Source organism: Cupriavidus sp. a3, assembly GCF_051015765.1.
Classification (GTDB): Bacteria; Pseudomonadota; Gammaproteobacteria; order Burkholderiales; family Burkholderiaceae; genus Cupriavidus; species Cupriavidus oxalaticus_A.
Map to the genome: position 1 here is coordinate 4,234,056 of NZ_CP170643.1, position 19,576 is coordinate 4,253,631.

The 19,576-nt window shown below is 68.4% G+C and carries 15 protein-coding genes and 1 pseudogene; 5 read left to right on the top strand and 11 right to left on the bottom strand.

Features of this window, described 5'->3' with window-relative positions; all coding sequences use genetic code 11:
* Nucleotides 1-177: 177 nt before the first annotated feature.
* Genes leuD through ACAD63_RS20170 form a run of 3 tightly spaced genes read right to left on the bottom strand, consistent with a single transcriptional unit; the run spans nt 178 to nt 3,247 of the window.
* Nucleotides 178-822, bottom strand: a complete 645-nt coding sequence (gene leuD / locus ACAD63_RS20160) for a 3-isopropylmalate dehydratase small subunit (protein ID WP_135704380.1) — start codon at nt 820-822, stop codon at nt 178-180.
* Nucleotides 815-2,233, bottom strand: a complete 1,419-nt coding sequence (gene leuC, locus ACAD63_RS20165) for a 3-isopropylmalate dehydratase large subunit (protein ID WP_434033202.1) — start codon at nt 2,231-2,233, stop codon at nt 815-817. Before leuC ends, leuD begins: the two co-directional genes overlap by 8 nt.
* Nucleotides 2,234-2,272: 39 nt before the next feature.
* Nucleotides 2,273-3,247 (bottom strand): tripartite tricarboxylate transporter substrate binding protein, encoded by a 975-nt coding sequence (locus ACAD63_RS20170; RefSeq protein WP_434033203.1) that lies wholly within the window; start codon nt 3,245-3,247, stop codon nt 2,273-2,275.
* Between the two features lie 102 nt (nt 3,248-3,349).
* Between ACAD63_RS20170 and ACAD63_RS20175 the strand changes: the two genes are divergently transcribed.
* Nucleotides 3,350-4,276 carry a LysR family transcriptional regulator gene (locus tag ACAD63_RS20175; RefSeq protein ID WP_133093657.1) on the top strand — a complete coding sequence of 309 codons (927 nt, stop codon included), beginning with the start codon at nt 3,350-3,352 and terminating at the stop codon, nt 4,274-4,276.
* 44 nt (nt 4,277-4,320) lie between these two features.
* On the opposite strand, the gene kdpE is transcribed toward ACAD63_RS20175, so the two are convergent.
* Complete coding sequence (gene kdpE / locus ACAD63_RS20180; RefSeq protein ID WP_133093656.1) at nt 4,321-5,016, bottom strand: two-component system response regulator KdpE; 696 nt, start codon at nt 5,014-5,016, stop codon at nt 4,321-4,323.
* Nucleotides 5,017-7,938, bottom strand: coding sequence for a sensor histidine kinase (locus tag ACAD63_RS20185; RefSeq protein ID WP_135704376.1), 2,922 nt, complete (start codon nt 7,936-7,938; stop codon nt 5,017-5,019).
* A gap of 220 nt (nt 7,939-8,158) precedes the next feature.
* On the opposite strand from ACAD63_RS20185, the pseudogene arsB reads away from it, so the two are divergent.
* Nucleotides 8,159-9,019, top strand: a pseudogene (arsB, locus tag ACAD63_RS20190) (ACR3 family arsenite efflux transporter); the annotation flags it as partial.
* Nucleotides 9,020-9,110: 91 nt separating this feature from the next.
* Here arsB and ACAD63_RS20195 read toward each other — a convergent pair.
* Nucleotides 9,111-9,671, bottom strand: a complete 561-nt coding sequence (locus ACAD63_RS20195; RefSeq protein WP_434033204.1) for a single-stranded DNA-binding protein — start codon at nt 9,669-9,671, stop codon at nt 9,111-9,113.
* 292 nt (nt 9,672-9,963) lie between these two features.
* Complete coding sequence (locus tag ACAD63_RS20200; protein WP_135704372.1) at nt 9,964-11,214, bottom strand: MFS transporter; 1,251 nt, start codon at nt 11,212-11,214, stop codon at nt 9,964-9,966.
* Nucleotides 11,215-11,623: 409 nt separating this feature from the next.
* Here ACAD63_RS20200 and uvrA point away from each other — a divergent pair, with 409 nt between their 5' ends.
* On the top strand, nt 11,624-14,488 hold the full coding sequence (gene uvrA, locus ACAD63_RS20205) for an excinuclease ABC subunit UvrA (protein WP_133093652.1): 2,865 nt from the start codon (nt 11,624-11,626) through the stop codon (nt 14,486-14,488).
* 27 nt (nt 14,489-14,515) lie between these two features.
* On the opposite strand, the gene ACAD63_RS20210 is transcribed toward uvrA, so the two are convergent.
* Nucleotides 14,516-15,118: a histidine phosphatase family protein gene (locus ACAD63_RS20210; RefSeq protein WP_133093651.1), complete on the bottom strand. Its 603-nt coding sequence runs from the start codon at nt 15,116-15,118 to the stop codon at nt 14,516-14,518.
* A gap of 114 nt (nt 15,119-15,232) precedes the next feature.
* Here ACAD63_RS20210 and ACAD63_RS20215 point away from each other — a divergent pair, with 114 nt between their 5' ends.
* Entirely contained in the window at nt 15,233-15,718 is a 486-nt protein-coding gene (locus ACAD63_RS20215) for an adenosine-specific kinase (protein ID WP_133093650.1), read from the top strand.
* Nucleotides 15,719-15,727: 9 nt separating this feature from the next.
* On the opposite strand, the gene ACAD63_RS20220 is transcribed toward ACAD63_RS20215, so the two are convergent.
* The 3 genes from ACAD63_RS20220 to ACAD63_RS20230 all read right to left on the bottom strand — a co-directional run bounded on the left by ACAD63_RS20220 (nt 15,728) and on the right by ACAD63_RS20230 (nt 18,808).
* A complete protein-coding gene (locus tag ACAD63_RS20220) occupies nt 15,728-17,407 on the bottom strand; it encodes a Na/Pi cotransporter family protein (RefSeq protein WP_135704369.1) in 1,680 nt (559 codons plus the stop codon).
* A 169-nt stretch (nt 17,408-17,576) separates the two neighbouring features.
* Nucleotides 17,577-18,188 carry a LysE family translocator gene (locus tag ACAD63_RS20225; protein ID WP_434033205.1) on the bottom strand — a complete coding sequence of 204 codons (612 nt, stop codon included), beginning with the start codon at nt 18,186-18,188 and terminating at the stop codon, nt 17,577-17,579.
* A 47-nt stretch (nt 18,189-18,235) separates the two neighbouring features.
* Complete coding sequence (locus tag ACAD63_RS20230; protein ID WP_133093647.1) at nt 18,236-18,808, bottom strand: adenine phosphoribosyltransferase; 573 nt, start codon at nt 18,806-18,808, stop codon at nt 18,236-18,238.
* Between the two features lie 161 nt (nt 18,809-18,969).
* Between ACAD63_RS20230 and ACAD63_RS20235 the strand changes: the two genes are divergently transcribed.
* The gene (locus tag ACAD63_RS20235; protein WP_135704368.1) at nt 18,970-19,548 is read left to right on the top strand and encodes a DJ-1/PfpI family protein; all 579 of its coding nucleotides are present in this window, start codon (nt 18,970-18,972) and stop codon (nt 19,546-19,548) included.
* Nucleotides 19,549-19,576 lie beyond the last annotated feature (28 nt).

Here is a 19,576-nt window from a genome sequence, read left to right on the forward strand (position 1 = left end):
TGCATGCCTGCCCGAAGGTGGCGGAGATATGCCAAGCATAGCCACGCGCGGCCGCGGATGCATGGAATTCGCATCGAGCGCTGTCGATGTCGATGTCGAACTCCTCCAGCCTTTGCGGCAGGGCATCGACGGCTAAATGCAACTGCGCGCCAGCAAGGCGGCGCGGCAGCGGAAGGCTCAGGTCGTGCCCAGCCGGTCGCGGGTGCGCCGGGCCACATCCTTCATCCACGGGAATGCATCCCAGTAGCGGCGCGCAAACTGTTCGATCTCGTCGCGCTGCTTCAGCGACAGGCCGATCATGTCGAGCCCCTCCAGGAACATGCGGCGATGCCGCGCCGACAGCTCGAACGGGAAGTCGCCGACCGGCGTGCGCACCTGCATCGCTTCGACGTCGATGCGGATCTCATTGGCGCTGTCGGCATCGACCGCGTCCATCAGCCGCTCGATCACCTCGCGCGGCAGCATCACCAGCAGCAGCCGGTTGTTCATCGCGTTCGAGTAGAAGATCTCGCCGAAGCTGGGTGCGATCACCGCGCGGATGCCGAACTGCTGCAGGCCCCATACGGCATGCTCGCGGCTGGAGCCGCAGCCGAAGTTGGCGCCGCCGGCCAGGATGCTGGTGCCGGCGTACTCGGGCCGGTTCAGCACGAATTCCGGGCGCCGCGCGCCGGTGGCGTCGAACCGGTGGTCATAGAGAATGCCATCGGCCAGGCCCGACTTGTCGATGCCGCGCAGGAACTGCTTGGGAATGATCTGGTCGGTGTCGAGGTTCTCGAAACGGATCGCGGCGGCTTTGCCGGCGAGGCAGGAAAGTTCAGGCATGGGACAGCTCCAGCTTGCGGATGTCGGTGATCGCGCCGGTAATGGCGGCCGCGGCCGCCATTACCGGGCTCATCAGGTGGGTGATGGCACCCCGCCCCTGCCGGCCTTCGAAATTGCGGTTGGTGGTGGAGGCGCAGCGCACGCCGTCGGCGAGCACATCGTCGTTCATGGCCAGGCACATCGAGCAGCCGGGCTGGCGCCATTCGAATCCCGCCGCGATGAGGATGTCGGCCAGCCCTTCGCGCTCGGCCTGTGCCTTCACCGCGCCCGATCCCGGCACGACCATCGCACGCACGCCCGCGGCGACGGTCTTGCCGCGCACCACGCTGGCGACCGCGCGCAGGTCTTCGATGCGGCCGTTGGTGCATGAGCCGATGAAGACGTGCTGGATCGGCGTGCCAGCCAGCGTCGCGCCCGGCTGCAGGTGCGTATAGGCCAGCGCGCGCTGGACCGAGCGCTGCTCCGCTTCGTCGATCTGGTCTTCCGGGAACGGGACCTGGCCCGACACCGGCAGCACCTGGTCGGGGCTGGTGCCCCAGGTCACGTGCGGCTCGACCTGGCTGGCGTCGAACATGTATTCCATGTCGAACCGCGCGCCGGCATCGCTGTGAAGCGTCTGCCAGTGCTCCAGCGCGGCCTCGCGCCGGGCGCCGTCGATGTCAGGGGCGCGGCGCAGCACGTAGTCGATGGCGGCCTCGTCCGGCGCGATCAGCGCGCCGCGCGCGGCGGCCTCGACCGTCATGTTGCACAGCGTGAAGCGGGCTTCGATGCTCAGGTCGCGGATGGCCGAGCCGCAGTATTCCACCACGTGGCCGCGCGCACCCTGTGCGCCGATCGCCCCGATGATGCGCAGGATCAGGTCTTTGGCGGTGGTCCCGACCGGCAGCTTGCCGTCCACGCGGATGCGCATGGTTTTTGCCATCCGGTAGACCAGCGTCTGCGTGGCCAGCACGTGCTCGACCTCGGACGTGCCGATGCCGAAGCCCAGCGCGCCGAGCGCACCGTAGGTGGTGGTGTGGCTGTCGCCGCAGATCACCACCATGCCCGGGCGGATCATGCCGTGCTCGGGCGCCACCACGTGCTCGATGCCCTGCAGCGCGTCGTTGGTGTCGAACAGCGGGATCGCGTGCCGCTCGCAGTTGGCGTGCAGGTTGGTGGCCTGCAGCGCCGACGCCGGATCGGCGATCACGCGGATCGCGCCGGGGTGCGTGGGGATGATATGGCTGACCACCGCCACGTTCTGCCCCGGCACCAGCACGCCACGCCCCTGCTCGTGCAGGCCGGCGAAGGCCTGCGGGCTGGTGTATTCGTTCATCAGGTGCAGGTCGCAATACAACAGCACGTTGTCGTCGTCGATCCTGGCGACGGTATGGGAGTCGACCAGCTTCTGGTACAGGGTGCGGGGTGTCATGGCACAAGCCTTGGTAACGGTTTGACGGTCATTCCGCGGTCATTCCGCGGTGATACCGCGCTGCTTGATCAGGTCGGCCCACACCGGCATTTCTTGCTCCAGCCGCTGCCGGGCGGCCGCGGGCGTGCCCGGCGTCGGCTCGAAGCCTTCCTTGAGCATCCGGTCGCGTGTGGCCGGCGTCGCGAGCGCGGCATTCAGCGCGGTGTTCAGCTTGTCGATGACCGGCTTGGGCGTGCCAGTGGGCGCGAACACCATGAACCAGGTCTCGAAGTTGTAGCCGGGCAAGCTGGCCTCCGCCGCGGTCGGCACGTTCGGCAGCTGGGCCGAGCGCTTCGAACCGGTCACGGCCAGCGCCTTGAGCTTGCCGCCCTGCACATGCTGCTGGGCCGCGGACACCACCGGAAAGCTCATGTCGACCTGGCCGGCAATGGTGTCGACCAGCGCCGGGCCGCCGCCGCGATACGGCACGTGCACGATCGACACGTTGGCCACCGACTTGAACAGCTCCGCCGACATATGGAAGGTGCTGCCATTGCCGGCCGAGCCGTAGGTCAGCTTGCCCGGCTGGGCCTTGGCCGCGGTGATCAGCTCCGGCAGCGTCTTGGCCGGGATGTTGTTGTTGACCACCAGCACGTGCTGCGAGCTGGCGACCATGCCGATCGGCGCGAGGTCCTTCAGCGTGTCATACGGCATGCGCGGGAACAGGCCGGGGTTGATGGCCAGCGACACCGTCTGCAGGCCGACGGTGTAGCCATCGGCGGGCGCCTTGGCGACCGCGTCGACGCCGATGTTGCCGCCGGCGCCGGCACGGTTCTCCACCACGATGGTGCCGCCGAGGCTCCTGGCCCAGGCATCGGCGACCAGGCGCGCGGCGATGTCGGCGCTGCCGCCGGGCGCATACGGCACGATCAGGCGGACCGGGCGCTGGGGGTAGGACTGGGCAGCGGCAGTGCCGGCGGTGGCGGCGAAAACCGCGGCACAGGCCAGCAAGGCGGTCAGGTGGACAAGTTTCACGGGCGTCTCCTGTGGGATGAATTGTTGTGGAAACGATCGTATCATTGCCCCGGAGAAACATAATTCAGACGCCGTTACTTCTTTAGTTCCTGTAATTCAGCAATGGATAACTTCTCCGATCTCGCCTTCTTCCAGTGCATCAACAAGCACGGCAGCCTGGCCGCCGCGGCGCAGGAACTGGGCGTGACGCCGCCCGCGGTCAGCAAGCGGCTGGCCGCGCTGGAAGCGCGGCTGGGCGTGCGGCTGCTGCACCGGACCACGCGGCGCATCGGCCTGACGCCGGAGGGCGAAAGCTACCTGGTCGAAGGGGCGCGCATCCTGGCGGAAATGGAGGCGCTGGAGCGCGCCATCGCCGGCAGCAGCAGCACGCCGCACGGCCTGCTGAAGATCGGGGCGACGCTGGGTTTCGGCCGCCGCCATATCGCGCCGGCGCTGTCGGCATTCGCGCGCGCGTTTCCCAGGATCGAGGTCCAGCTGCACCTGAGCGACCGGCCGCTCAACCTGGTCGAACAGGGCCTGGACGCGCTGATCCATTTCGGCGAGCTGCCCGACGTGCGGCTCACCGCGCGGCTGCTAGCCAACAACCGGCGCCTGCTGTGCGCGGCGCCGTCCTACCTTCAGGCCGCCGGCGAGCCGGCGAATCCACGCGAGCTGGCACGGCACAACTGCATCTTTATCCGCGAGGCCGACGAGACCTTCGGCACCTGGCACCTGCGCAACGGCGCGCAGCAGGAGACGGTCAAGGTGCGCGGCACCATGAGCACCAACGACGGCGAATCGGCGCTGGCGTGGGCGCTCGACGGGCAAGGGCTGCTGGTGCGCTCCGAATGGGACGTGGCCGAGCACCTGCGCAGCGGCGCACTGCGCCGCGTGCTGCCGCAGTGGCAGCTGGCGCCGGCGGACATCTACCTGGTATTCCCGGCGCGCAACCACCGGCCCGACAAGGTGCGGGCGCTGGTGGATTTCATGCTGGAGCGGTTTGCCGGCCACCGCGCCCGCGGGCCGGGCGGCGCGGACAGCGCGTGGTAGCGTGGTAGCGCGCGGTGGCGGGATGACCGGCTGAGAGAACCGCCTTAGCCGGCAAACCGGTAGCCCAGCCCCACTTCGGTCAGCAGGTGGGCCGGCTGCGCCGGGTCCGCTTCGAGCTTGTGCCGCAGGTGCCCCATGTAGACGCGCAGGTACTGGCTGCTTTCCGATTGCGCGGGCCCCCATACCTCGCGCAGCAGCTCGCGGTGCGTCATGACCTTGCCGCGATGCGCGATCAGCACGGCCAGCAGCCGGTACTCGATCGGCGTCAGGTGCACCGCCTGCCCGGCGCGCGTGACCAGTCGGTTGGCAAGGTCGACCTGGACGTCGCCGAACGTGACCTGGCTGGAACCCTGCGCGCTGGCGCGGGCATGCCGGCGCAGCAGCACCCGCAGCCGCGCCACCAGCTCGGCCACGCCGAAGGGCTTGGTCAGGTAGTCGTCGGCCCCCGCATCCAGCGCGCCGACCTTGTCGGCTTCGCCGCTGCGCGCGGACAGCACCAGGATCGGCACGGCGGTCCAGGTGCGCACCTCGCCGATCAGCTTGAGCCCGTCGCCGTCCGGCAGGCCAAGGTCGAGGATGACCAGGTCGGGCTGCCGCGTGCCGGCCTCGATCAGGCCGCGCTTGAGCGACTCGGCCTCGTGCACCGTGCAGCCCTCGGCCTCCAGCGTCAGGCGCACGAAGCGGCGGATATGCGGTTCGTCCTCGACGAGCAGGATCGTGGGCGAAAAATCGAACGGCATCTATGCCTCTCCTTGCCTGGTTGGCGACGGCTCGGGCAGTTCGGCCGGCTCGGGCTCGATCGCCGGCGGGTTGCCGCGCGGCAATGCGATCGTGAAGCGCGCGCCGGTGCCATCGCCAGGGCGCGACTGACCCTGCCGCTGCGCCGGCTCCACCCAGATGCGGCCGCCATGCGCCTGCATGATGGCCTCGCATACGGCCAGGCCCAGCCCGACGCCGGCGGTCGCGGACTCGCGTTCGCCGCGCGTGAATTTCTCGAAGATCTGCCGCTCCCTGCCGCGGGGCACGCCCGGACCGTCGTCCTCGACCACTACCCGGACCTCGTCGCCCGCAGCCATGGCCGACAACCGGATTTCGGTGCCTGGCGGCGTGTACTTGGCGGCATTCTCCAGCAGGTTGCACAGCACGCGGTCGACCAGCACGGCGTCGCACTCCACCAGCGGCACCTGCGACAGGCTGGCCACGACAACGCGGTGGCGCGCCAGCGCCTCGCGCATCGCGGCCAGGCTCGCGCCCACCAGTTCCTCCACCGATTGCCATTCGCGCCGGATGTGGACGTCGCGGCTTTGCAACCTGGCCATGTCGAGCAGGTTGACCACCATGGTCCGCATGCGGCGCGCCTGCTCCAGCATCGCGGCGACAGTCTCCTCCAGCGGCGGGGCCAGCGGCGGCGTGCCGCGCTGCATGGTTTCTGCCATGCCGATCAGGCTGGTCAGCGGCGTGCGCAGGTCATGCGAGACCGCGGCCAGCAGCGAACTGCGCAGGCGTTCCGACTCCATCGACAACAGCGCCTGCTGTGCCACCTCGACGTAATGCAGCCGTTCTATCGCGATCGCGATCAGCGTGCAGAACACATCAGCCTGGCGTCGTAGCGCCGGCTGCGCGAACGCATGCGGCACCGCGGGCTCCACGGCGAGCACGCCGCGGGTGCGCATCGGCGCCTTCAGCGGCAGGTACAGCACGGTGCTGCCCGGCAGCGTGCCGGTGCCGGTGCCCGCGGGCTGGCCATGGTGGAAGACCCATTCGGCGAGCACGCGGTCGATCGAGTCGCTGTGTCCCGCGCTGTGGCCCGCGCTGTGGCCGGCGCTGTTTCCCATGCCGCGCGCCGGGCCGTCATCCGACACCGGTGGCAGCAGCCGCCCGTCCGCCGAGACCAGGAAGAAGGCCGAACTGGCATCGAAGGCGGCGCGCAGGAAGCGGCTGCCGATCGCGACGATCTGCTCGGACTGCAATGCCGCCGACAGCTCGCGCGCCAGCTCGTACAGCGTGCGCGCGTCCTCTTCGCGCTGCACCGCCAGCCGCGCCTGCTCGCGCAGCCCGGCGGTAAGCTGGCCGATCACCAGCCCGACCGACAGCAGCACCAGGAAGGTCAGCAGGTACTGCACGTCGGAGACGGCGAACGACAGCCGTGGCGGCACGAAGAAGAAATCGAACGACGCCACCGCCAGCACCGACGCCAGCGCCGCCGGCCCGCGGCCGTGGCGCAGCGCCACGCCGACCACCGCCACCAGGAACAGCATGACGATGTTGACCACGTCGAACCATGGCAGCGCCAGCGCCGACAGCAGCGTCGCGCCCGCGCACCAGGCCACGGCCCAGGCGTAGTCCTTGCGCCTGGCGCCGTCAGGGCTTGCCGTGGTTTCCGTGTCGTCGGCGGCATGGCGCGGACGCAGATCCGCGCGCGTCATGTCGGCGGCCACGCGGATGATATCGATCTCGGGGCAGCCGCGCGCCAGCGCATCGGCAAAGCTGGCGCGGCGGCCGGGCAGCCAGCCCGGTCCGCTGAAGAACGGCGACAGTGCCAGCCCGAGCAGCGCACGCGCGCGCTCCACCAGCGAGCCGCCGCGGCGCCAGTCCGCCGGCGCGCGGCCGAGCACGACCTTGGTCAGGTTGTGGCGCCGCACGTAGCCCGCAATCGCCTGCACCATGTCGTTGCCGGCCAGCGTCTCGGTCCGTGCGCCAAGCTCCTCGGCAAGGCGCATCGCGGCCTGCAGGCGCAGCCTGGCGGTATCGGATAGCGGCGCCAGCCGGGGCGTCGCCACCGTGACCACGTGCCAGTCGCAATCGAGCTGCCCGGCGAGCCGGCGCGCGCTGCGCACCACCTGCTCGGCATCATCGCCGCTGCCGATGCAGGCGAGCACCGCCTCGCGCGTGCGCCAGACCGCCTGCACGGCTTCGGACTGGCGCCAGGCGCGCACATCGTCGTCGATGCGGTCCGCGGTGCGGCGCAGCGCCAGTTCGCGCAGCGCGATCAGGTTGCCCTTGCGGAAGAAGTTGCGCGCCGCGTGCCGCGCCTGCTCGGGCAGGTAGACCTTGCCCTCTTTCAGCCGGCGCAGCAGTTCGTCGGCCGGCAGGTCGACCAGCACGACCTCGTCGGCGCCGTCGAAGACCGTGTCGGGCACGGTCTCCCACACGCGGATGCCGGTGATGCCGCCGACGGCCTCGTTAAGGCTCTCCAGGTGCTGCACGTTGACCGTGGTCCACACATCGATGCCGGCCGCCTGCAGCTCCTGGATGTCCTGCCAGCGCTTCGGATGGCGGCTGCCCGGCGCATTGGAGTGCGCCAGTTCGTCGACCAGCACCAGCGCAGGATGGCGGGCCAGCGCCGCGTCCAGGTCGAATTCGCTGAGCACGCGCTCGCGGTACGGCACCGCCTTCATCGGCAGGCGCTCGATGCCGCCGACCAGCGCTTCGGTTTCCGCGCGGCCGTGGGTCTCGACCACGCCGCTGACGACGTCGACGCCCTGCGCCGCCGCCGCGCGCGCGGCGGTAAGCATGGCAAAGGTCTTGCCGACGCCCGCCGATGCGCCGAAGTAGACCCTAAGCTTGCCGCGCGCAGCCCGAGCCGTTTCGGCCTGCACCTGCCTGAGCAGGGCATCGGGATCGGGGCGTGTGCCGGCGGCGCGGAGTTCGGTATCAGGCATGGGAAAGTTCGCGCCCCATGCTAGCAGAACCGCCTGCCCGACGCGCCGCCACGGCGCATGGCTGGCGCTGCGCGGCAAAAGGGATCGATACGATCTGGAAGATCCCGGTCACGGCTGACATCCTTGAATGGGTCCGGGCAAGCCTACCGGCGTGTCCGTAAAAACCGGGTAGAAAGAAGGCGGACCGGCATAAAAATCCTATAAAAATCGCAGCGCGCACGTCCCGATGCTGATCCGGATCGACTTCGGCGCCATGGGACAGGTCGCCGGCCACTGGCGCGGCATCGGCGTCACGCTGTTCGTCAACTGGCTGGTCAAGCCGTTCTCGATGGCCTTGCTCGGATGGATCTTCGTGCGCCAGCTGTTTTCCGCATGGCTGCCGGCCGACCAGACCGACAGCTACGTGGCGGGACTTATCCTGCTGGCCGCGGCGCCGTGTACCGCGATGGTCTTCGTCTGGTCGCAGTTGTGCAAGGGCGATCCCTATTTCACGCTGTCGCAGGTGGCGGTGAACGACGCCATCATGGTGGTAGCCTTCGCGCCGATCGTCGGACTGCTGTTGGGACTGTCCTCGATCACCGTCCCGTGGGACACGCTCATCATGTCGGTGGCACTCTACATCGTCATTCCGGTGCTGTTCGCGCAGATCATCCGCAAGGCGCTGCTGGCCAGAGGTGAAGCGGCGTACCGCCGCGTGGTGGATGCGCTGGGCCCCGGCTCCATCACGGCGCTGCTTGCCACGCTTGTGCTGCTGTTCGGCTTCCAGGGCAACGCGATCGTCGAGCAACCCCTGATCATCCTACTGCTTGCGGTACCGATCCTGATCCAGGTGCTGCTGAACTCCGGCCTGGCTTATCTGCTGAACCGCAAGCTCGGCGTTGCCCATTGCGTGGCGGGACCATCGGCGCTCATCGGGGCAAGCAATTTCTTCGAACTGGCCGAGGCCACGGCCATCAGCCTGTTCGGCTTTCAATCCGGCGCGGCACTGGCCACCGTGGTCGGCGTGCTGATCGAGGTGCCCGTCATGCTGTTCGTCGTGGGCGTGGTCAACCGTTCGCGGCGCTGGTACGAATCGCACTGAGTCTCCACTGGCGCACCATCAGTCAGCTACGGACATAAAAAAACCCCGCGCAGAGGCGGGGTTGATCTTTACAGATTTTGGTTAGACAAGGTCAGAACGGAATATCGTCGTCCATATCCTCGAAACCATTCGACGGTGCCTGCTGCGGGCGACGAGCGCCGCCACCACCTTGGCCGCCGCCCTGGCCGCCGCCCTGGCCGCCACGGCCGCCGCCGTAGCCACCGCCGCCGCCCTGCGATTCACGGCTGTAGCCGCCGCCACCACCGCCACCACCGCCGCCGCCGTAGCCGCCTTCATCGCCACCGCCGCCGCCACCCTGGCGCGAGCCCAGCATCTGCATCTGGTCGGCAACGATTTCGGTCGAGTACTTGTCCTGGCCGGACTGGTCCTGCCACTTGCGGGTGCGGATGCGGCCTTCGATATAGACCGACGAGCCCTTGCGCAGGTACTGGCCAGCGATTTCGGCCAGCTTGCCGAACATCGAAACGCGGTGCCACTCGGTGGCTTCCTTCATCTCGCCGGACTGCTTGTCCTTGTAGCGATCGGTGGTCGCCAGGCGAAGGTTGGTGACCGCGTCGCCGCTGGGCATGTAGCGGGTTTCGGGGTCGGCGCCGAGATTGCCGACGAGAATGACTTTGTTGACCGAGGCCATGTGAATGTTCTCCAAAAGCCACGCGCTGTGTTGAAAAGCGTGGCAATACGATAAGGCGACAAGGGTGAAGCTGACTGCAAGTGTGATCCGATACTGCGCCGACGGCTAGCGTGGCCGGTTGCCGGGTTCGGCACTGCGCCGTCACTGCGGCGCCGCCAAGGCGCAGCGACATGCAGCAACTAAAGCAACGTAAACGAACATCGCGCCGCCCGGCCGGTGTCGGGTGGCGCGATCATGCTAGGCCATTTTCGGCCCGGAAAGCGTTACGGATTGATGCGATGCCAAGGCAACTTCATGCAGCCGGCGCAGGTGCGGCTTCCTGCCCGCGGGCCGGAGGTGCCTTCATGCTCCAGGCGATTATAAGCCAGAGCAGCAGCACGGCCGCGCAGCCGACGAACACCGCGCTGCGGCCCTCGTGCTTGAGCAGCCAGCCGCCGACGGCGCCGCCCAGGAACAGGCCCAGCGCCTGCGTGGTGTTGTACACGCCGAGCGCCGCGCCGCGCGCGGATGCGGCATAGCGCGACACCAGCGAGGGCTGCATAGCCTCCAGCACGTTGAACGCGACAAAGAACAGCAGCAGCACACCGACGATGGCCCACAGGCCGTGCACCGCTGCGAACAGCAGCTGCACCGCGGTCATCAGCGCCACCGCGCCCAGCAGCACCGGGCGCACGCGGCCGTAGCGCTCGGCCGCCATCATCGGACCCAGCATCAGCACGAACGACACCAGCACCACCGGCAGGTAGACCTTCCAGTGCTGGTCGAGCGGCATGCCGGCATCGGTCAGCATCGCCGGCACCACCATGAACATGGCCACCTGCGATGCATGGAGCGCCAGCACGCCGACGTTCAGCCGCGCCAGGTCGGCATTGAGCAGCACCTTGCGGAACGGCAGCCGCACCGGGTGCGGCGCGGGCGGCGTCGGGACCAGGAACAGCGTCACGCCGATGGCCACCAGCCCCAGCACCGACATCAGGCTGAAGATGCCCGGCATGCCGATGCTGTGCAGCAGCGGCGAGGCGATCACCAGCGACAGCGCAAAGGTCAGGCCGATGCTGCCGCCAACCATCGCCATCGCCTTGGTGCGATGGCGCTCGCGCGTGAGGTCGGCGATGCAGGCGGTGATGGCCGCCGAGATTGCGCCCATGCCCTGCAGCGCGCGGCCGGCGATGATGCCCGTCAGCGTATCGGAGAACGCCGCCACCAGGCCGCCCGCGATAAACAGCAGCAGCCCGGCCACCATCACCGGCTTGCGCCCGATGCGGTCGGACAGCCAGCCCAGCGGGATATGCAGGAAGGCCTGCATCAGGCCATAGATGCCCATGGCCAGGCCGACGCGCTGGGCGTCATGCCCGTCGGGCAGGTTGCGGGCGTATTCGGCAAATACAGGCAGGATCAGGAACAGCCCCAGCATGCGCAGCGCGAAGATGCTGGCCAGCGACACGCTGGCGCGCAGCTCGGTGCGCGTCATGCGTTCGCGGGCGGGGGCCTGGGACGCGCCGGCAGGGCTCGCGTCCGGGGAAGAAGACTGGATCGGCGGCATTGCGATCGTGAGGATCTCTGGAAAGCGGGTCGGCTGGCGGGGCCGGCCGGGTGGCCGTTTTGTGACGGCGTCGGCCGGTATGGCCTCTGGCCGGTGTCCGCCCGCCTTCCGGGTCGCCCTGGAAATGAGGCCGGCGACGGCTCCGCGCCGGGGTTCCCGGCATGCGCCCGTTCTGGACCGGCTACCCCGGAAACCGAAGTTGGGTATATTAACAGGTTTGCTCCTTCGCGCTTCCCGGGTCACCTGGCCTTGCCAGCGAGCCCCCGGGCGTGTGCCCGGATGCGCTTTCCGCCGTCGCCAGCGGCAGGAAGTGCGAGCCAGCGCACCTGGACACTGGGTTTTGCCTTTCCTTCAGACAGCCTCGGCCAGCCCGGCCCGGGCGGCCTGGCTGGCGACGACTTTTCGGCATATGGAAGAAATCAAGATCCGTGGGGCGCGTACCCACAACCTGAAGAACATCAATCTCGACCTGCCGCGCAACCGGCTGATCGTGATCACCGGCCTGTCGGGCTCGGGCAAGTCTTCGCTCGCCTTCGACACGCTCTATGCCGAGGGCCAGCGCCGCTACGTGGAGTCGCTCTCCGCCTACGCCCGCCAGTTCCTGCAGCTGATGGAAAAGCCGGACGTCGACCTGATCGAAGGCCTGTCGCCGGCGATCTCGATCGAGCAGAAGGCCACGAGCCACAACCCGCGCTCCACCGTCGGCACAGTCACCGAGATCCACGACTACCTGCGCCTGCTGTACGCGCGCGCCGGCACGCCCTACTGCCCAGACCACAACCTGCCGCTGCAGGCGCAGAGCGTGTCGCAGATGGTGGATGCGGCGCTGGCGCTGCCGGAAGACACCAAGCTGATGATCCTGGCGCCGGTGGTGGTCGACCGCAAGGGCGAGCACTCGGACCTGTTCGACAGCATGCAGGCGCAGGGCTTCGTGCGCTTCCGCATCCGCTCGGGCGGCGGCACCGCACATGAGGCCGAGGCCAGAGTCTATGAGGTCGACCAGCTGCCCAAGCTGAAGAAGACCGAGAAGCACAGCATCGACGTGGTGGTCGACCGCGTGAAGGTCCGCGCCGACATCAAGCAGCGCCTGGCCGAATCGTTCGAGACCGCGCTGCGCCTGGCCGACGGCCGCGCGCTGGCGCTGGAGATGGACAGCAACAAGGAGCACACCTTCAGCTCGCGCTTTGCCTGCCCGATCTGCTCGTACTCGCTGCAGGAGCTGGAGCCGCGGCTGTTCTCGTTCAACAACCCGATGGGCGCGTGCCCGAGCTGCGACGGGCTGGGCCAGATCACCTTCTTCGACCCCAGGCGCGTGGTGGCCTTCCCCAACCTGTCGCTGGCCTCGGGCGCGATCAAGGGCTGGGACCGGCGCAACCAGTTCTACTTCCAGATGCTGCAGAGCCTGGCGGCGTTCTACGACTTCGATACCGAGACAGCGTTCGAAGAGCTGCCGGAGAACGTGCAGCAAGTGGTGCTGCACGGCTCGGGCGAACAGGAGATCCCGTTCACCTACATCAACGAGCGCGGCCGCACCACGGTGCGCGAGCATGTGTTCGAAGGGATCATCCCCAACCTGGAGCGCCGCTACCGCGAGACCGATTCCGTCGCCGTGCGCGAGGAACTGGCCAAGTACCAGAACAACCAGCCCTGCCCCGCCTGCCACGGCACGCGGCTGCGCACCGAGGCGCGCCACGTCAAGCTGGGCGAGAACGAGCAGGCGCGCGCGATCTATGAGATCAACGGCTGGCCGCTGCGCGATGCGCTGACCTATTTCCTGACGCTGGACATGCATGGCGCCAAGCGCGAGATCGCCGACAAGATCGTCAAGGAGATCACCGCGCGGCTGAACTTCCTCAACAACGTGGGCCTGGACTACCTGTCGCTGGAGCGCAGCGCCGATACGCTGTCGGGCGGCGAGGCCCAGCGCATCCGGCTGGCGTCGCAGATCGGCTCGGGGCTGACCGGCGTGATGTACGTGCTGGACGAGCCGTCGATCGGCCTGCACCAGCGCGACAACGACCGCCTGATCGGCACGCTCAAGCACCTGCGCGACATCGGCAACTCGGTGCTGGTGGTCGAGCATGACGAGGACATGATCCGCGCCTGCGACTACGTGGTCGATATCGGCCCGGGCGCGGGCGTGCACGGCGGCATGATCGTGGCCGAGGGCACGCCAGGGCAGATTGAGGCTTCGCCGGCATCGCTGACGGGGCAGTACCTGTCCGGACAGCGCCGCATCGAAGTGCCGAAGAAGCGTGCCGCTCCGGACGAAGAGCGGCTGCTGCGCATCGTCAACGCCAGCGGCAACAATCTGCGCAACGTCACCGCCGAAGTGCCGGTGGGCCTGCTCACCTGCATCACGGGTGTGTCCGGCTCGGGCAAGTCGACGCTGATCAACGACACGCTCTACCACGCGGTGGCGCGCCACCTGTATGGCTCGACGCCGGAGCCGGCGCAGCACGACCGCATCGAAGGGCTGGAGCATTTCGACAAGGTCATCAACGTCGACCAGAGCCCGATCGGCCGCACGCCGCGTTCCAACCCGGCCACCTACACCGGCCTGTTCACGCCGATCCGCGAGCTGTTCGCCGGCGTGCCCGCGGCCAAGGAGCGCGGCTACGATCCGGGCCGCTTCTCGTTCAACGTCAAGGGCGGACGCTGCGAGTCATGCCAGGGCGACGGCGTGCTCAAGGTCGAGATGCACTTCCTGCCCGACGTGTACGTGCCCTGCGACGTCTGCCACGGCAAGCGCTACAACCGCGAGACGCTGGAGGTGCTGTACAAGGGCAGGAACATCTCCGAGGTGCTGGACCTGACCGTCGAGCAGGCGCATGAGTTCTTCAGCGCGGTGCCGGTGGTGCGGCGCAAACTGCAGACGCTGCTGGACGTGGGCCTCGGTTATATCCGGCTGGGGCAGTCGGCGACCACACTGTCGGGCGGCGAGGCGCAGCGCGTCAAGCTGTCGCTGGAGCTGTCCAAGCGCGACACCGGGCGCACGCTCTATATCCTGGACGAGCCCACCACGGGCCTGCACTTCCACGATATCGAGCTGCTGCTCAAGGTCATCCACAAGCTGCGCGACCAGGGCAATACCGTGGTCATCATCGAGCACAACCTGGACGTCATCAAGACCGCCGACTGGCTGATCGACATGGGCCCGGAAGGTGGCGCCGGCGGCGGCCAGGTGATCGCGCGCGGCACGCCGGAGGCCGTGGCGAAGAGCAAGGCCAGCTTTACCGGCAAATACCTGGCGCCGCTGCTCGAGCGCGGCTGACCTGCCGGCCACCCGATAGGCCGCGGCTCAGTCGAGCCCGGCGGCCGGCAGCACGCGCGTGCGCCGCGCCGTGCCGCCCTGCGGCAACTCGATCGCCACGCCGCCACCGCTGTCGGCGCCGTGGCCGGTCAACGCGGTGATCACCACCTGGTGCGTGACCATCAGGTAGGGCCCGCCGTGCGGGTCGAGCCCGTCGATCAGGCGCGACAGCTGCGCGACCTGCGCGTCGCGGCGCTGCGCATCCGCCCCGAAGAACGAATTGAGCAGCGGCTGCACCTGTACCGGCCCCAGGCCGATCAGCCGCGCCGTGTCCTGGCAGCGGCACCAGGCGCTGCTCCAAACCTGCGTCGGCCTGAAGCCGGCCGCCTTCCAGCTCGTTCCCAGCCGCGCCGCCTGCTCGCGTCCGCGCGCGTCGAGGTTGCGCTGGGTGGCGCAATCGGCTAGCCGGAACCCGGGCGGGTCGCCCACGCCCGGCGCGCTGGCATGGCGCAGCACCACCAGGACATTGGGGCGCTGCAGCTCGCTCACCGCGATCTCGCGCTGTGATGCCGGAGCGACCTGCGCAGCGGCAAACGCCGGGACCATGGCGATTACGGCAAGCAAGGAAATCAAGCGGCCAAGGGCAGGCATCGGCTGCTCCGGTGGAGGGTCAACCCCTCCGGTATAGCAGGCGCCGGCTTGCTTTCACCACCTCGCGCCCTACCATGAACCGGACGGCGACATGCATCGCACAGGAGCCCTGCCATGGAACTGACGGTCGTACCGGTCACCAAGCCGGAAGCCACCAACTTCATCTTCGGCCAGTCGCATTTCATCAAGACCGTGGAAGACCTGCACGAGGCGCTGGTTGGCACGGTGCCCGGCATCCGCTTCGGGATCGCGTTCTGCGAGGCCTCGGGCAAGCGGCTGGTGCGCTGGTCGGGCACCGACGAGCACCTGATCGACATGGCCTGCGAGAACGCGCGCGCCATCGGCGCGGGGCACAGCTTCCTGATCTTCCTGGGGGACGGTTTTTTCCCGGTGAACGTGCTGGGCGCGGTGCGCGCGGTGCCGGAGGTTTGCCGGATCTACTGCGCGACCGCGAACCCGACGCAGGTGATCGTCGCGCAGACCGATGCCGGCCGCGGCGTGATGGGCGTGATCGACGGCGCCTCGCCGCTGGGGATCGAGACCGAGGCCGATGTGGCGGAGCGCAAGGCCCTGCTGCGCAAGTTCGGCTACAAGATGTAGCCGTGCCGCTCAGTGCTGCGCCGCCTGTACCCGCGTGACGGGCGGCACATCGTCTTCTTTCATCCGGCTGCGGTTCAGCACGCCCGCTTGCTCCAGCACCGGATAGGCCGTCGCGCAGAACAGCGAATTCAGCCGCTTCAGCTCGCTGATCACATCCAGATGCAGCGAACTGGTCTCGACGCTTTCCGCCGTCTGCACCGCCACGCGCTGCAGATGGGTGCGCGCGTACTTGCGCTCCAGCTCACGGAAGTTGGCCTTCTCCGCCATCAGCGCCTGCGCGCTCTTCAGGTCGCCGTTGAGGAACACCGACAAACCCAGCCGCAGGTTGGCCACCAGGCGTGCATGCATCTCGGCGATTTCCTGCATGCCGGCCTCGGAGAACATCAGGTTGTGGGCGATCTTCTTGTCCTTGGTATCGAGCAGGATGCGCTCGATGATGTCGCCGGCATGCTCCAGGTTGATGGTCAGCGAGATGATCTCGGTCCAGCGCTGGCCGTCGCGCTCGTCCAGCGCTTCGAGGCTGATGCGGGTCAGGTAGAGCTTGATCGCGGTGTAGAGGTCGTCGACCTCGTTGTCGATGCGGCAGGTGGCGGTGGCCAGCTTGGCGTCGTTGGTGCGCATCACGCGCAGCATGTTGTCGAGCATCTGCTCGACGCGGTCGCCGATGCGCAGCACCTCGCGCGCGGCATTGGACAGCGCCAGCGTGGGCGTCGACAGCGCGGCCGGGTCGAGATGGCGCGGCGTGACCTGGCTGTCGCCGGTATTGCGCCCGGGCAGCACCTTCTCGCACAGGCGTGCCAGCGGCGCCGTGGCGCCGAGCAGCAGCACCGCCAGCGTGACATTGAACAGCAGATGGAAATTGACGATCAGCCGCTGCGGATCATGGTCGATCAACGCCAGCAGTTCTTCGGCCTGGCTTAGCAGCGGCAGCGCCACCAGGCACCCCAGCAGGCGCGACAGCAGGTTTCCCAGCGTCACGCGCTTGCCCGGCTGGTTGTTGCCCGAGGTGGTCAGCAGCGCCGAGATGCCCGAGCCCAGGTTGGCGCCCAGCACCAGCGCCAGCGCCACGTGGATCGACACCACGCCGGCCGAGGCCAGCGCGCCGCAGAACAGCACCACGGCCAGGCTGGAATAGCACAGGACGGTCAGGAAGGCGCCGACCAGCATGTCGAGCCCCGAGTCGCCGGTCAGCGAGGCGAACAGCACCTTGACCCCGGCGGCCTGCACCACAGGACGCGTGGCAATGGAGATCAGCTCCAGCGCCAGCGTGATCAGCCCCAGGCCGATCAGCACCCGCCCCACGTGGCCCGCCTTGCTGCCCTTCCAGCTCAGATGGCCGATCACGCCGACGAAGATCAGCAGCGGCGACAGCCATGACAGGTCGAGTGAAAACACCTGCACCATCAGCGCGGTGCCGACGTTGGCGCCCAGCATGATCGCCAGCGCCGGCGCCACGGCGATCAGGCCCTGGCCGACGAAGGAACTGACGATGACCGCGGTGGCGTTGCTGCTCTGGACCAGCCCGGTGACGCCGAGCCCGGCAAGGAAGGCGGTGAAGCGGTTGGAGACGCTGGTCGACAGCACGTGGCGCAGGTTGGCGCCGTAGACGCGCAGGATGCCGACCTTGACGATGTTGGTGCCCCATACAAGCAGGGCAACACCCGAGAGCAGATGAAGAAGTACGCCCATTGTGCGCCTCAGCGTGACCGGTGCCGGATTACTGCCGGAGGCGGCCCTGCCCGGTCATCGTGTAGTTGTCAATGGGGCATTATGCGCCCGTCACCGGGCAGCGGCAACGGCACAAGGCGAGGGGTGCGGGCAACCGGCAACACATGCCGCGGCACGTCCGCGGCCGCGCTCAGGGCAGCGCGACCTTGATTCCCAGCCCGACGAAGATCGCCCCCGCGGCGCGGTCGAGCCAGCGCCCCGTGGCCGGACGGCGCCGCAGCCATGCCCCCAGCCAGCCCGCGCACAGGCCGAACAGGGAGAACACCACCGCGGTCTGCAGCATGAAGACCACGCCCAGCAGCAGGAACTGCAGCCCGGGATGCGCGGCATCGGCGCGCACGAACTGCGGCAGGAACACCAGGAAGAACAGCGTCACCTTGGGGTTCATCATGTTGCCGAGCACGCTCTGGCGGAACACGCGGCCCAGCGGCACCGCGTCGACGTCGCGGCCCTGCGCCAGCCCGCCCCTGGCGCGCAGCGCCTGGATGCCGATCCAGATCAGGTAGGCGGCGCCGGCATACTTGATCAGCTGGAACGCCAGCGGCGAAGAGCGCAACACCGCCGCCAGCCCGACCGCCGCGATCACGGTATGGAACAGGCAGCCGACCGAGAAGCCCAGCGCCGCCACCAGCCCCGCGCGCCGCCCCTGCGCCATGCCGCGCGCGAGCACCTGCAGGTTGTCGGGGCCGGGCGCGACGGTGACCGCGACCGAGGTCAGCAGAAACAGCAGCAGGTCTGGCATACGATCTCCGGTCTTTCCGTCAGTGAGGTCCTGTCAGTGAGCGAGTATCAGTGCCCGTCGAAGCGGCACACCGTGAACAGCGGCAGCCCGCCGCCCTGCAGCAGCTTCGAGCCGCCCAGTTCCGGCAGGTCGACAATGGCGGCACCCTCCACTACCGTGGCGCCCAGCCGCTCCAGCAGCTTGCGCCCCGCCATCATGGTGCCGCCGGTGGCGATCAGGTCGTCGACCAGCAGCACGCGGTCGCCGGCCTTGCAGGCATCGGCATGGATCTCGACGGTCGCGCTGCCGTACTCCAGCTCGTATTCCTCGGCCACCGTCTGGAACGGCAGCTTGCCCTTCTTGCGGATCGGCACGAAGCCCAGGTTCAGCTCGTAGGCGACGATCGCGCCCAGGATAAAGCCGCGCGCGTCGATGCCGGCGACGAGGTCCAGCTCGGCGTCCATGTAGCGGTGCACGAAGACATCGATCAGCACGCGCAGCGTCTTGGGGTCCTGCAACAGCGGCGTGATGTCGCGGAACATCACGCCCGGCATGGGCCAGTCCGGCACGGTCCGGATGCGGTCGCGCAGGTAGCCGGTGACGTCGCCGAGGTCGGGAGACTGGATGATGGAATCTGCCATAGGGTCTGGAAAAAAACAGGAGCACAGGAGCACGCCTGGCGCGCCGGTGAAAGATGCCCGCGCCGGCTGCGGTAACGGGCTACCACCCGCTCCGCCGGGCCGGCCAGCACAATGGCCCTGCCGGCTGCCGCCGGACACCCGTAACCATACAGGAGACCGCGATGGCGAAGAAGATACTGATGCTGGTCGGCGACTACGCCGAAGACTACGAGACCATGGTGCCGTTCCAGGCACTGCAGATGGTCGGCCATACCGTCCACGCCGTCTGTCCCGACAAGAAGGCAGGCGCCGCCTGCGCCACGGCGATCCACGACTTCGAGGGCGACCAGACCTACACCGAAAAGCGCGGCCACAATTTCACGCTGAATGCCAGCTTCGCCGAGATCGACCCGGCCGCGTACGACGCGCTGGTGATCCCCGGCGGCCGCGCCCCCGAATACCTGCGCCTGAACGCCCACGTGCTGGAGATCGTGCGCCACTTCGCCCAGGCGGACAAGCCGATCGCCGCGGTCTGCCACGGCGCCCAGCTGCTGGCCGCCGCCGGCGTGCTGGAAGGCAAGGGCTGCTCGGCCTACCCGGCGTGCGCGCCGGAAGTGAAGCTGGCCGGCGGCACCTATGTCGATATCCCGGTCGACCAGGCGCATACCGACGGCAAGCTGGTCACCGCGCCGGCCTGGCCCGCGCACCCGGCGTGGCTGGCGCAGTTCCTTGCGGTGCTGGGCACGCGGATCGTACATTAGAGCCTTCCGCCACGCGGCGCCGCGCCAT